Origin of the sequence: Xanthomonas bromi, assembly GCF_900092025.1 — a bacterium.
Taxonomy (GTDB): domain Bacteria; phylum Pseudomonadota; class Gammaproteobacteria; order Xanthomonadales; family Xanthomonadaceae; genus Xanthomonas; species Xanthomonas bromi.
In genome coordinates this window covers 115,760-130,077 of sequence record NZ_FLTX01000023.1, presented here as the reverse complement: position 1 = coordinate 130,077, position 14,318 = coordinate 115,760, and the positions used below count along the sequence as shown (strand labels likewise).

Annotated in this window: 9 protein-coding genes; 5 read left to right on the top strand and 4 right to left on the bottom strand. The window is 66.2% G+C overall.

Annotated elements, in window-relative coordinates; all coding sequences use genetic code 11:
• Positions 1-367: 367 nt before the first annotated feature.
• Both XBLMG947_RS08235 and XBLMG947_RS08230 read left to right on the top strand, forming a co-directional pair.
• A complete protein-coding gene (locus XBLMG947_RS08235) occupies positions 368-556 on the top strand; it encodes a CsbD family protein (protein ID WP_065467618.1) in 189 nt (62 codons plus the stop codon).
• Between the two features lie 366 nt (positions 557-922).
• A complete protein-coding gene (locus XBLMG947_RS08230) occupies positions 923-1,540 on the top strand; it encodes an NAD(P)H-dependent oxidoreductase (RefSeq protein ID WP_065467616.1) in 618 nt (205 codons plus the stop codon).
• 180 nt (positions 1,541-1,720) lie between these two features.
• Here the strand turns inward: XBLMG947_RS08230 and XBLMG947_RS08225 are convergent, their stop codons facing one another.
• Positions 1,721-2,434, bottom strand: a complete 714-nt coding sequence (locus XBLMG947_RS08225; protein ID WP_065467614.1) for a hypothetical protein — start codon at positions 2,432-2,434, stop codon at positions 1,721-1,723.
• 139 nt (positions 2,435-2,573) lie between these two features.
• Positions 2,574-3,236 (bottom strand): PAQR family membrane homeostasis protein TrhA, encoded by a 663-nt coding sequence (trhA, locus tag XBLMG947_RS08220; protein ID WP_065467612.1) that lies wholly within the window; start codon positions 3,234-3,236, stop codon positions 2,574-2,576.
• Between the two features lie 178 nt (positions 3,237-3,414).
• Here trhA and XBLMG947_RS08215 point away from each other — a divergent pair, with 178 nt between their 5' ends.
• Entirely contained in the window at positions 3,415-5,910 is a 2,496-nt protein-coding gene (locus tag XBLMG947_RS08215) for a DEAD/DEAH box helicase (RefSeq protein WP_065467610.1), read from the top strand.
• Positions 5,907-7,739, top strand: a complete 1,833-nt coding sequence (locus tag XBLMG947_RS08210) for a ribonuclease H-like domain-containing protein (RefSeq protein WP_065467608.1) — start codon at positions 5,907-5,909, stop codon at positions 7,737-7,739. The genes XBLMG947_RS08215 and XBLMG947_RS08210 overlap by 4 nt, the downstream gene beginning before the upstream one ends.
• A 351-nt stretch (positions 7,740-8,090) precedes the next feature.
• Here the strand turns inward: XBLMG947_RS08210 and avrBs2 are convergent, their stop codons facing one another.
• Together avrBs2 and XBLMG947_RS08200 are read right to left on the bottom strand one after the other, a co-directional pair.
• The gene (gene avrBs2 / locus XBLMG947_RS08205) at positions 8,091-10,289 is read right to left on the bottom strand and encodes a type III secretion system effector avirulence protein AvrBs2 (protein ID WP_065467688.1); all 2,199 of its coding nucleotides are present in this window, start codon (positions 10,287-10,289) and stop codon (positions 8,091-8,093) included.
• Between the two features lie 98 nt (positions 10,290-10,387).
• A complete protein-coding gene (locus XBLMG947_RS08200; RefSeq protein WP_065467606.1) occupies positions 10,388-11,563 on the bottom strand; it encodes an ROK family protein in 1,176 nt (391 codons plus the stop codon).
• A 74-nt stretch (positions 11,564-11,637) separates the two neighbouring features.
• On the opposite strand from XBLMG947_RS08200, the gene XBLMG947_RS08195 reads away from it, so the two are divergent.
• Positions 11,638-14,310: a TonB-dependent receptor gene (locus tag XBLMG947_RS08195; RefSeq protein WP_245228134.1), complete on the top strand. Its 2,673-nt coding sequence runs from the start codon at positions 11,638-11,640 to the stop codon at positions 14,308-14,310.
• The last annotated feature ends 8 nt before the right edge of the window (positions 14,311-14,318 follow it).

Below are 14,318 nucleotides of genomic sequence, written 5' to 3'. Positions count from 1 at the left end.
CGTTTCATCCAGCTCGGCCCGACCCTTGGCGGCACGGCGGATCTGTCGACGCAGCAACGCGGGTTGGTGACGCATCGCATGCGCGGCAAAGTGTCCATGGCTCAGATGACGGTGCGCAATCACGGCCATGCTGTCCGCCACGATCGATGTACACCGCCGTGGCCAAGCCATCGTGTGAGCGCACGAACCCGGCTTTGCCGATCGCAGCGCCGAACCGGCCATGCGCGAGGAGTGACAGGATCCGGTGGCGCGAGCGCACCAACGCATCGACTGCATTCGCAACTGGGGCATCCGGCGCCAAACGCACATCATGCTCACACCGGCACGCACAGACTGGCCGACTCACTCACACTACGAGAAACGTCCCATGGATAAGAACCGTATCGAAGGCGCCGCCAAGCAGGTCAAGGGCTCGGTCAAGGAAACCATCGGCCGTGTCACCGGCGACAAGAGCACCGAGCTGGAAGGCGCCGCCGAAAAGAATATCGGCAAGGTGCAGCGCAAGGCCGGCGAAGTCGCCGACGACGTGCGCGACGCTGTCAAATCGACCAAGTAAGTCGACAGCATGACCGGTGGGCGGATACCTGCCGCACTGTAAAACGCTAGCTCACCATGCGTCGCGTGCCATCGCACGCGGGGATGCAATGCGAGCAGCGGATGATCGCCAACGCCCCGGCTTGTTCGGGGCGTTGGCATTTGTGCGAGCTGGAACAGCAGTAAGGCTTGCCGATGTTGTCGCGTTTGCATGCGTACCGACGTTGCCCGACTCACATTCTCCTAGGGCTTACCACGCCAGATGAGGCATTCGGCTAACGCCCAAGCGATACCCACCTTCGCAGCAGCTCAGTCCGCATGACGCGCGTGTACGACAGTCAGCGGGCGCAGGTACGCTATGGCGCTCTTTCGATTGGAGACCCAGGTAATGCATGCCTTGATTGTTGTTGCGCACCCGGAACCGCGCTCGCACACGCACGCAGTGGCCGCGCAGGTACGCGATGCCATCGTGGCGTCGGATTCATCGCATACGGTTGAGGTCGCCGACCTGGCGCAGGAGGGCTTCGACCCGCGCTTCACCCAGGCCGACATTGCGTTGTTCCAGCAGCAGGCTGCACCGCCGCCGGATGTGGCGGCCGAACACGTGCGGCTGGATCGCGCCGATGCGTTGGTGCTGGTGTTTCCGATCTACTGGTGGTCGTTTCCGGCGCTGCTCAAGGGCTGGATCGATCGGGTGTTTACGCTGGGCTGGGCGTTCGGTGAAAGCGCCGACGGCAAGATCGTGAAGCAACTGCAGCACCTGGACATACACATGCTTGCGATTGGCGGTGCGGACGAGCGCACCTACGCGCGGCACGGCTACTTCGGTGCGATGAAGACGCAGATCAACCACGGCATCTTCGACTTCTGCGGCGCACCGGTGCGTACCTCGGAGCTGCTGACGGTGCCGGATGCGGGCTTTCCGCAATCGCACTTCGACGCAGCGCATGCGATCGGTGAGCGGTTGTTCGCAGCAAAAGCATCCGCTGGTAGCGATGCCTCATAGTGTCTGGCAGGCCTGCACTGCTGCGGGCCTGCGCGCCGGAGATGCTTGCATGCTGTGGGTCGCTTGCACGACTGCAGCTCTCGCCCTGGCGTGCTACCGAATCATTTGCTGGTAGCGCATGCGATGTGCGCCGCCCTGCATTTGTGACGAACGCAGGAGTCTCTCACTCACCACCACGCATCATTCAAATGGCCGCGGAGTCGGGAGCGGGGAGTTGGCGAAGGTCTGGTACAGCACGGCAGCACGTTCGTCGGCGGCAAGGTTTTCGGCGTCGCTCAGGCCTCTTTCGGCAATCGCGGCCGATGCCTTGCGATCGCCGAGCAGATAGGCAAGCCGCAGATACGCTGCGCTGTCGGCCAGGTTCTGTTGCGGTGTATCGCCGTTGTAGGCCTCGGACAGTCCGTAGTAGGCGTAGAGGTTTCCGGTGGTGGCGGCTTTGCGCAATATCGCTATGCCACTGTAGAAGCGACCACTGAGCGCGGTCTTGGTGCCATAGAGCACTGTCGCGCTCTGGTTGCCCGCCTGCGATGCGGCCTGCAGCTGCGCCAGATCCATCCTGACCAGGCGCGCGTGCTCGGCAGGCGATGGGTAGCCATGGGCGATCAGCCAGTGCGCTTCTGCCTGCGTGCTAGCCAGCAACGGGCCGCCGGCAACGCAAGCGTCTGCGCCGGGCTGGCAGAGATACGGCGCGATGTCGGCATGCGTCTGCGTTATGCGTGCAACCGGTGGCTGCGGCGCATTGTGAGCTGCGGGGCTGTCGCTGCCGGTACGCGCTTTCGCTGTGGGCACGATGGATGAGGGTGCGTGCTCAGGTGGCGTTGGCGGCGGCACGTTTGTGCAGCGACCGACTACCACTGCAGTGAGTGCGGTCAGCGCGATGCTGGCGAATTTCATAGGGCTGTCCTGTTGGCGTGCAGGATGTGCCGAGACTGCGCATCGCCGCACCTGTGTTGCTCCTTGGAGCCTGCACCTTGCGTGGCGGAGATGGCGCAGTCAAGTCCGCTGCACGGCGCAGCCGCACTTGGCTGCAACCCTACACCTCACCCAACGGCCGCAGGCACAGCCAGATGGCGTACCAATGCGACAACGCGCCGCCCAGCACGTGGGCGTGCCAGATGGCGCGGTTGTACACCAGGGATTTGCGCACGTAGAACGCCACGCCCACAGTGTAGAACGCGCCGCCAGCGGCGATGAGCCAGAGCACCGCGCTGTCCAGCCCGGCGATCATCTGGTTGATCACCACAATGCCCGCCCAGCCAAGCAACAGATAGATCGCCACCCAGAAGCCCTTGGCGATGCCGGGCAGGCACAACTTGGCGAACACGCCGAACAAGGCCACGCACCAGACGCCGACAATCATCGTCCAGCGCCAGGTGCCGTCCAGCGCGACCAGGAAAAACGGTGTGTAGGAGCCGGCGATCATGACGAAGATGCCGGCGTGGTCGAACTTGCGCAGCATCGGTTGGCGCTGCGGCGGGGCGAAGTTGTAGGCGGCCGAACAGGCGAACATCACCAGCAGCCCCAGCGCATAGATGCAGGTGGCCAGCAGCATGGTCTGGTTGGCGTGGGCGCGCCACACCATCCAGGCGCCGCCGACGATGGCCAGGAACAGACCGGCGGCATGTACCGCAATATCGGCGCGGCGAGCGGAGAGGGATTTGTAATGCGGAGCAGTGACGTTGGCAGACACGGGCACGGCGGTTCTTCGATGTGGGGGATCCCACAGCGTGCAAGGCAGCTGTGACGCTGTGGGGGCAGCAAGGATACCCGGCTTGCTGAATCCGCTCAGTGAGGCAGGCTGGGCGCGGGGGCGCCGGTCTCATACCCTGAGACCTCCTTTTCGTTTGATCTCCCTCTTTGGGAGCCCTTGCCGCATGCCTCCGTTTGCCCTCGCTCCCCGCACCGAAACCGCCGAACGCGCACTGGCCACCACCGATGGCCGGCCCAGCCGCGATGGTGCGTTGCTCACCGAACGCCTGGAACGGCGCTACCACGACCGCATCACCGGCAGCTTCACCCTGCCCAGGCGCGAGGGCCGCTACGCGCCGATCCCCGATGATGTGCCCAGCGCGCTGGCCGATGCGCTACATGCGCGCGGCATCAGCCAGCTCTACAGCCACCAGGCACAAGCGTGGGCGGCGACCCAGCGCGGCGAGCATGTGGCGATCGTGACGCCTACCGCGTCGGGCAAATCGCTGTGCTACACGCTGCCGGTGGTGAGCGCGGCGATGACCGCCGGCGCCAAGGCGCTGTACCTGTTCCCCACCAAGGCGCTGGCGCAGGATCAGGTGGCCGAGCTGCTGGAGTTGAACCGCGCCGGCGAGCTGGGGGTGAAGGCCTTCACCTTCGACGGCGACACGCCCGGCGATGCGCGCCAGGCGATCCGCCTGCATGGCGACATCGTGGTGAGCAACCCGGACATGCTGCATCAGGCGATCCTGCCGCATCACACCAAGTGGGCGCAGTTCTTCGAGAACCTGCGCTATGTGGTGATCGACGAGATCCATACCTATCGCGGCGTGTTCGGCAGCCACGTCACCAACGTGCTGCGCCGGCTCAAGCGCATCTGCGCCTTCTACGGCGCCAACCCGCAGTTCATCCTGTGCTCGGCCACCATCGGCAACCCGCATGCGCACGCGCAGGCCTTGATCGAAGAACAGGTGCATGCCATCACCGAATCCGGCGCGCCCACCGGCGACAAGCATGTGCTGTTGTGGAACCCGCCGGTGGTCAATGCCGATCTCGGCCTGCGCGCATCGGCGCGTTCGCAGAGCAACCGCATTGCGCGCATCGCCATCAAGAGCGGGCTGAAGACGCTGGTGTTTGCGCAGACGCGGCTGATGGTGGAGGTGCTGACCAAATACCTCAAAGACATCTTCGACCACGACCCGCGCAAGCCGGCGCGGATTCGTGCCTACCGTGGCGGCTACCTGCCCACCGAGCGGCGCGAGGTAGAGCGCGCGATGCGCGCGGGCACTATCGACGGCATCGTGTCCACCTCTGCGCTGGAACTGGGCGTGGATATCGGCGCGCTGGACGTGGTGATCCTCAATGGCTACCCCGGTAGCGTGGCGGCCACCTGGCAGCGCTTCGGCCGCGCCGGGCGGCGCCAGCAACCGGCGCTGGGCGTGCTGGTGGCCAGTTCGCAGCCGCTGGACCAATACGTGGTGCGGCACCCGGATTTCTTTGCCGATGCCTCGCCCGAGCACGCACGCATTGCGCCCGATCAACCGCTGATCCTGTTCGACCACATCCGCTGCGCGGCGTTCGAATTGCCGTTCATTGCCGACGAATCGTTCGGGCCGATCGACCCGCTGGTGTTTCTGGAGGCATTGGCCGAAAGCGAAGTGATCCATCAGGAAGGCGATCGCTGGGAATGGATCGCCGATAGCTACCCGGCCAATGCGGTGAGCCTGCGCTCGGTGGCCGATGGCAACTTCGTGGTGGTGGACAAGAGCGACGGCAAGCAGCAGATCATCGCCGAGGTGGATTATTCGGCCGCCGCGCTCACCTTGTACGAAGGCGCCATCCACATGGTGCAAAGCACGCCGTATCAAGTGGAGCGACTGGATTGGGAAGGTCGCAAGGCGTACGTGACGCGCACGCATGTGGACTACTACACCGACAGCATCGACTACACCAAGCTGAAAGTGCTGGACCGCTTCGATGGCGGCGTGGCCGGGCGCGGCGACTCGCACCATGGCGAGGTGCATGTGGTGCGGCGTGTCTCCGGCTACAAGAAGATCCGCTACTACACGCATGAAAACATCGGCTACGGGCCGGTGAATCTGCCCGACCAGGAGCTGCACACCACCGCGGTGTGGTGGCAGTTGCCGCAGGCCACCTTGGGCAAGGCGTTCGCGTCCAAGCAGGATGCGCTGGATGGCTTTTTGGGCGCGGCGTATGCGCTCCACGTGGTGGCCACGGTGGCGGTGATGGCCGATGCACGCGACCTGCAAAAAGCGGTCGGCAATGGCGATGGCGCGTGGTTCGCGGTGGCCGACCAGACCGGGCGCGGGCAATTGCGCGGCGTGGAAGAAGGCGAACAAGGCGCGGTGGAATTGCAGCAGGCCTTCGTACCCACGGTGTATCTGTACGACAACTTTCCCGGCGGCGTGGGCTTGAGCGAGCCGCTGTGGCTGCGTCAGGCCGAACTGCTGCAGCGCGCGGACGAGTTGGTGCGGCGTTGCGATTGCAGTGCGGGCTGTCCGGCCTGCGTGGGCCCGGTGCTGGCCGCGCACGAGGAGGGCAAGGGCGAATCGCCGAAGTCATTGGCGCTGACGGTGCTGGCGCTGTTGTTCGATGCCGATGCACCGCTACGCCATGCCACCCAGGTGGACGACGATCTGGCGCTGGACGTACTTGCATGAGTGTGAGTGCGGACCGTCTGCGCTTGCTGCGGCGGCAGGCCGGGCATGCGGATGTGCCTGCGCCCGCAGTGGTTGCTGACAGCGATGCACTGCAAGGTGCAGCAGCGGCGCGTGCGAAAGGTGCCGATCCCGCGCTTGTGCGTGAGATACCGCAAACAGCTGTTGATGCAGCCAGGCCGGGCACATCGTCTTCGCCGATGGCGCCAGCGGCAGCAACGTCTGCTGCGGCCGATGTGCCCGCGTGTGCGCCGGCCTTGCCGTTGTCGAATGAGCCACGTCTGGCGGATGCGGCGCACCGTGTTGAAACCTTGCGCGTCGCTACGCCGACGATCACGCAGAGCGACGTGAACGATGTGGCGCCGGCATGGGCGAGCGCGCGCGCGACCAAGCCGTCTGCGCCACAGACGCAGCCGGCATTGCTCAAGCGAGCAGCCGTTGAGACAACGGCGGTTGGCGCTATCTCAGGCGGTACGCATGCAAGCGGTGCGCACATGGCTACCGACATCGCCCCGCCGGCGGCGACGCCGCCAACGCAGGACCGGGCAACGCCTGCACCTGGAAGCGCCTCCGGCGTCAGCGCGGAACGTCTGCGCCTGCTCCGCCGTCAGGTTGGCGGGTTGACGCCTGCAGCGCGCAAGGACGATGCAGCGCTGCCGACGCGTGCGCAGCGGGCAGCGGTGTCCAGCGCCGTGTCACCTGCTGCACGCGCACCTGCGCGCGCTACAGCGCCTGCACGCGATGGTGGCGTGACCGGCCGCTCGCACGATGTACGCGCACAGGCCGCCGCCCCGACGCTGACGCGCCGCACCTTGCCGTCGCCCTCCGCTGCACCGCCTGCGCGCGACACATCGGTATTTGCGTGGGTAGAGCACGATGTGCGCCACAGACCGGCGGTGCCGTCAGATGTCGATACCGATGCCGATGCAATCGTCGCCGTGGATGCGGAGATCGCAAGCCGTTGGCCAACAGCGCGTAGCACAACGGCACCCTCGGCGGCATCGATGTCGCCGGCACCGGCGGCGCAGCGACGCACCGAGATCGCCGGTTTGCGCAAGATGATCGGCCTGCGCGAGCGCGCGGTGTCGGCGCACGCGCCGCTGCGCGCGCCATCCACCGACCGTTATCTCCCTGGCAACGAGATCGCACCGGGCCTGCAGTTGATCGAAGCGTTCCTGCCGCAGCCGATTCCCGGCGAAGCGCTCTCGCTGGCCTTCGCCAAACGCGAGGATGCGGTCGATCCGCTGGACCTGCTGTTCTTCGACACCGAAACCACCGGCCTTGCCGGCGGTACCGGCACGCGCGCCTTCATGATCGGGGTGGCCGATTGGCACGTCGATGCCGTGCAAGGCAGCGGCCTGCGCGTGCGTCAGTTGATGATGTCCACGATGGCGGCCGAAAGCGCCATGCTCGATCTGTTCCGCAGCTGGCTGTCGCCGCGCACGGTGTTGTCCAGCTACAACGGCCGCTGCTACGACGCGCCACTGTTGAAGACGCGCTACCGGCTGGCGCGCCGCGGCGACCCGATTTCTGCGCTGGACCATGTCGACCTGCTGTTCCCCACACGCCGCCGGTATCGCGGCACCTGGGAGAACTGCAAGCTGTCCACCATCGAACGGCAACTGCTGCGCGTAGTCCGCGAAGACGACCTGCCCGGCTCCGAAGCGCCGGCGGCATGGTTGAGCTATCTGCGCGGCGGCAGCGCGCGCAACCTGCGCCGCGTGGCCGACCACAACCACCAGGATGTGGTGACGCTGTCGCTGCTGATGCAGCGGCTGGTGGCGGTGGAAGCGCAGGACCGAGAGGTAGTTGCGGTGCTGGAAGCGCCGTAGCGCGGCAGGATGCAAAGGGGCAGGCCGGCAGTCGGCGCCGCGGCGAACGCCACGCTCCTCGTGTAAGGGCATGCACATCGGCAGACATGGAGTGCGGCGGCGACTGCCTGAGCGTCTGCGGTCCACTGGACCGCAGACGCACGCGCATCGGCAGTGCGATGCACGTCCGCGCCGGAGCGCTTCGCTGCGGTGCTGGACCCGACAAGAACGAGAATGCGTTACACCGACAGCTGAGCGTTGATGGAGCCGTCTCCGTCGCCACCAGCGCCGCCTTCTCCCTCCGGTTATGCTGCCCAAGCGAAGATCCGGCAACAGGACGGCGCCTGTCAGCAACGAATCATTGCGCCGCCGTCATTCATCCGGCTCGGCGTTCTTGGCCTGCTCGTTGAGGTAATGGCTCACGGGCGCGCCGCGATAGTGTTCGGTGAGTAAGCCGAGCGTTTCAGCACGCTTGTCGATGGCCGCGCGTGCTTCCGGCCTCAGCTGCGCAGCAGCACCGCGATCTAGGCGCGCCCCTTCGCGCACTGCATCGATGCTCGGTTTGTCCAACGACTGCTGCTGCCTCGCGGTGAACTCCTGGCGACGCAAGGTGGCAAGCGCGGCATCGCGCTGCGTGTCGATGACCGTTCCGGGTGGAGTGTTCACCTCCACACCGGTGTGCCCGCGTGGCAGCGTGCGGTTTTCGCGCAGTGCCAGCACCTCTTCGTTAGGCTCATCGGTGAGCACGCTGTCGCCCTGATCGCGAAATGCCCCAGCGGTCCCGCGTTTCGGCTCGAATCCGTCTTCGGCCACCGGATTGATCTCGCCGAATATCCCCCAGGTGAAGTATTGACGCTCTCCATCGGACTTCGCCACCGAAAAGTCCTCGAACCGGTAGGCGGCACTGAACGCGGCGTCCTCATAGCCCGAACCCGGCTGCTGCAGGCGTGCGTTGGTTTCCTGCATGGCCTTGCCGGCTTTGCTATCCGGGTGGGCAACCATGGCCTCTGCGATCACCGGATGCATGCCATTCCAGCTTTGCATCCAGCCGGTTGCGGTATCGGCCAAGCCGCTGACGCTGTCGTCGCCGGGGAAGGCGCTGCGCATCTGCGGGTTTTCAATGTGGGGCTGCGCCAGGATCGGCACGACCTTGATCTTGCTGAGATCGTTCCTGAGCTTGCGACGCCGCGGTTCGTCGCTGGAATGCAGCGGGTTGATCTGCAGGCGCTTGCACAAATTTGAAAACAGTTGATCGAATCCGCCCTTGTAGGCGCTCGAATACACCTTGATGGCCGTGAACGGAAGCATCTGCGGTTGACTCAGCAGCATCAGGGCGACGTCCTCGGGCATGTGCTCCTTGCAGTCCAGCACGATCGACATGCCGGGTTTGGTCCCCATCACATGCCGCAGCACCTGATCGATGCTGACGAGGCGTTGATCGGTCTTGACGAAATTGCCATCCACGGGATTACGAATCACGAGGGGTTGATCGCGCAGTTCGGCGTACGGCATGTCGGCCATCAGGCGGTTATCTGGATGGTCCAGCGTTCGGCCCACGGTGAAGTCGTGGAACAGCATCGGCACGCCGTCCGCGCTCACCCCGACGTCCAGTTCCAGGGTGCGGTAGCCCTGCGCATACGCGTTATCGATTGCAGAGAGCGAATTTTCCGGAATGCCATGGCGAAGGTCGTACAACCCTCGATGGACCATGACGTCCTTGCCGATCGCCTTCGTGCTGTCGGCACGCAGATAGTTCTCGTGCACGATCGTCTTGAGGTGTTCCTGTACTTCCTTGTTCTTGCCTTCAAGCAGACGATGATCGTCGGGCTTGTAAAACCCGGCGCCGCCATCTTGGGTGGGGATCTGATGTCCCCGATACTGCGGGATCTGCACGGTTTTCCGGCGCGCCGCCCGCGACGGCGGCGCGGGCACCAGCCAGTCGGGATTGTTCAGCCCTTGGCCGGGCAGATCCAGCACCTTGCTGAGCGCCGTGAGCGCTGCATCACTGAAGGTGTCGCCAGGCGCAAACGCGCGTTTCAGATCGAAGATGATGCGGCCGTGTTCCGCATCGACCAGCACCGGGCTTGCCGCTGCGCGTGCGCGACCAGGTAGGCCACGCGCCATGGCGGCGAACGCGGCGCTATCCAGGTAGACGGGCTGCAATGTTCCGGCGGCAAAGCGTTCCGCGATGCTATCCCTTTTCCGCGCCGTGCCCGCCTGCGCGAGATGCTTGGAAAGCGTGCTTTGCGCGGCTTGCACGGTGACCTGTCTGGCCTGCACCTCGGCCAGGCGCTGCTCGGAGAATTCTCCGTCGAGCGCCACCAGCGCCTGCTTGCCGGTCATCGCGCTGTCGGGCAACGGCACCAGAGGCGGCAACGTGGCGGCACGGCGACGCGGGCGCGTTCCGGGTGGCTGGTTGCCGCCGGGCAGGTGCGGCACGTTCATCGGCGCGCTTGGAGTGGCGTGCGTGGGCGTTGCCAAGGTGGCGGCGGGCGGGACGGACAGTTGCGAAGGACCAATACGCATGATGCGCTCCGGAGCACTGGTGGCGGCCAGTAGACCCAATGCCATATGACAATTCCCGACCAGGGCGAAATCTGCTACCGCAATGCGAAACGATGCCGCACGTGCAACGCCGGCGGCCTTGCTGGCGTGTGGCATCGCCTGCGCTAGAACAGGGTTTCCTTGAACGGCAGCATGGCTGCGCCCAGCACCGTGGCCTGTGCGTGCACCTGCCCCACCAGCAGGGACGGATATGGCGATGCGACGCCACGCCGCGGCGCCGATTCGAAGGCGATGCGGGCGATCAACCGCTGCGCCAGATCGGCAGGCAGGCGTGCGCCGAAGACGATCGTCGGCGGGTCGATCAACGCGATGATGGCGGCCACCGCCAGGGTCACGGTGGGTTGGACCGCATCCAACCAGGCCTCAATCTGTGGCCATGCCGCATCGTAGTGCCGCAGCATGGCGTGCAGGTCCGGCAATACATGGCCGTCGGCGACCAGCGCCTGACGCAGGCTTTCCAGGGTGGGTCGCGGCATGCCGGTGATGGCGGAAATGCGGCCAAGTTCGCCCGCATTCGCATGCGCGCCGCGGCGCACGCTGCCCGCCGCGATCACGCCTGCGGCAAAGCCGTCGGCGATGTACAGATAGACAAGATCCGGCGATTGCCGGCCCACCCCGTACACCGCTTCGGCCAAGGCGGCGCAGTGGGCATCGTTGTCCATCCAGACCGGCAGCTGCAGGCAGTCGGCGACCAACCGGTCCAACTCGACCTGCATCCATTCCGCTGCCAGCGACAGCGGCGGATTGACCCGGGTGCCGTCGCCGATCCGCGGCCCGGTCATGCTCAGACCGACGCCAAACACGCGCTGCCGGTCCACGCCTGCGCCCTGCAGCACCACCTCTACCAGCGCGGGCAGGTGCGCGCGCACCACCGCCAGGGTCAAAGGGAAAGCGGTGTGCTCGCGTTGGCCACAGACCTGCCCGGCGAAGTCGATCAACACCACGGCAATGCCATCGACCATCAACGACACCCCGATGCTGTAGGCATAACCGGGCACCAGACTCACCTGCGCGCTGGGCTGGCCGCGGCCACGCCGCAGCGACGGCCCTAGCTGCAGCAGGCCATGGGCCACCAGCGGGTCGATGATGCCCTTGGTGCCGGGCACGCTGAGCCCGCTGGCGCGCGGCAGGTCCGCACGTTCGATCTGCCCGGCACGGCGAATCAGATTCAGCAGCAGGCGCTCGCTGGGACCGGCGGCGTGGCCGTCGCTGCGGCGACGGTAGCGCGAACGGATGGCCGCATTTGCGAAGAATAGCGGCGAAAGTTCTGTCGTTGTCATAATCACTTTAATTAACAAGCTTAATTTAATCCGCCTGCGGCCCGCCTCGGAGCCGTCCGACGTCGGATCGTGCCATGCGCCCATTGCGGCCTCATTCCCGCCTCCATTGCAGCCCACCGTCTTGCCCGCAGCCCCGGCATGCGTTGTCGCTGGTCTTGACCGGCTGGCTTCCCGGGCCGGCCAGCGCGGCCGAGACGCCGGTCGATGCTGACGCACCAGCCCCGGACAACGCGCACACCCTGGATGCGGTGCAGGTGCGGACCTCGTTCCAGTCACAGAACACCCGTGCCATCGCCACCAAGCAGGCCGCGCCCACCATCGTGGATTCGGTTGCCTCCGACAGCATCGGGCAGCTGCCGGATTTCAACGTCGGCGATGCGCTGCGCCGCGTCACCGGCGTGAGCACCGTGGAGTACCAGGGCGAACCGCGCTACGTGACCGTGCGCGGCCTCAACGGCAACTACAACTACAACAGCATGCTGATCGACGGCTTTGCATTCGCAAGCAACGACATCGGCAGCCGCCAGGCCTTGATGGATGTGCTACCGGCGAACTTCGTCGACCGCATCGATGTGGTGAAGTCGCTGCTGCCGGAAAACGACGGCGGCGCGATCGGCGGGGTCACCAACCTGGTCACCGCCACCGGCTTCGGTCGCCCGGACGGCCTGCTGACCGCCTCGGCCAAGGGCGGCGCCAACCTGATGGGGAGCCGCTATGGCGGCCGCACGCCGGTGGGCGAAGGCGAGCTCAAATGGGGCAGGCGCTTCGGGCGTGACGGCGAATTTGCATTCCTGGGGGCGGCCAGCTTCTGGCGCCGTGAGATCTCGGTGCCGCAGCAGGAAAACGGCGGCGCCCTGAACTGGTACAACGCCGACGGCGCGCGCGCGCAGGTGCCCTATGGCGGCGTGGGCGACGCGGTGCCCAGCGAACGGCGCTGGTACAACTACGACAATACCCGCGAGCGCCGCGGCCTGACCGCGCGCGTGGATTGGCAGCCGGACGGCCCGCTCAGCGGCCATGTATCCGGATATGCATTCCGCCAGCGCGAAGCCTACGACCGCGATACCCAGGCCGCGCAGGTGCAGAACAGCGCGCGCCTGACCCGCACCGGCCCGGAAAGCGGCACGCTGGACAACCTCAACCAGCTCGTCGAGTTGGGGCAGTTACGCTGGAAGCGCGGCCCGTCCGGCATCAACGGCGAACTGCTGGCCGAGCTGCCGGCACAGTGGCGCGCCGCGCTGCGCGCAAGCGCCTCGCGGGCCACGGTGGACAACCCGCAGACCTGGGATCGCTTCCAGCAAAACCGCTTGGCGTACGGCTTCGACTGGAGCGGCGAACTGGCCGCCTTCACGCCGGTGAATCCGGCCCTGGCCGACGACCCAACCCGGTACGCCAACCTCAACCACCAGCAGGAACGCACGACCCACGCCGAGCGGGTCAGCGACCTGCAACTGGAACTGCGGCGCAACATGGACGAAGACAGCCAGGGACTGGGCTTGGCCTGGGGCCTGCGTCAGGTGCGCACGCACATGCAGACCGCGTTCCAGCGCACCACCTGGAGCGGGTTGCCGTATTCGCTGGCCGATGTACTGGGCAGCCCGACCTGCGCACTGGTGGGCGGCACCACGCCGATGCTGACCATCGCCCCGGCGCTGGCCGATGCCCGCTGGGATGCGGTTGCCGGCCAGGCGCGCGCAGTGGTGGACACCACCGCGCAGAACAGCGGCAGTTACGCCGTCGACGAGCAGGTACGCGCCGGCTTCGCCCAGGCACAGTGGCGCGGCGAAGGCTGGCGCCTGGCCGGTGGCGTGCGCCTGGAACAGACGCGCTTCGGCAGCACCGGTCAGCAGCTGAGCGGTAACGTGTGGACCGCGCTCGGGGCGCAACGGACCTACCGCAACTGGCTGCCGTCGCTATCCGGCCAGTGGCAGACCAGCGCCAACGGCACCTTGCGCGTTGGCGCCTCGCGCTCGATCGGGCGGCCGCGGCTGGACCAGATGGCGCTCAACGGCGGCGTGCTCACGCTGGGCAGCACCCCGCCGACGCTCAACCAGGGCAACCCGGACCTGCAACCACGCCGCTCGCAGAATCTGGACCTTGGCCACGACTGGACCTTCGACGACGGCGGCAGCCTGCTGTCGATCGCCCTGTTCCACAAGACCATCGACAACGAGATCTTCCGCTACGGCCAGCTGCAGGACATCGACGGCCAGCCGGTGCTGGTCACCCAGCCGCGCAACACCGACCGCCCGGTGCGCATGCGCGGCGCCGAACTCGGCGCGATCAAGGAACTCGGCCCGTGGCTGCCCGCGCTTGCCGGGCTGTCGGTCGGGGCCAATGTGACGTTCCTGCACGTGGACTACCCGGTGGTGCTCGGCGATGGCACCCGCACCACGCTGGACGTACTGCCGCAGCAACCCAGGCAGTTGTGGAACCTGACCCTGAATTACGCCCGCGGGCCGCTGCGCAGCACGCTGGCCTGGAGCCGCACCGGCGAGCTGTGGGACGACCGCTACCCCAACTACAGCAGCCAGCAGGAGTTCTATCGCAACCGCGACCAGCAACCGCTGGACCGTCTCGATCTTAAACTGGCCTGGGACGTCTCGCCGGCAATGGCAGTGAGCCTGGATGTGCTCAACCTGGCCGGCCAGGGCTACGAGTACCGCATCGGCCGCCACCAGGAATACGTGCAATCGGCCTGGAAGATGGCCCCCACCGTGATGCTCGGCATCAACGTCAAACTCTGAGGATTTTC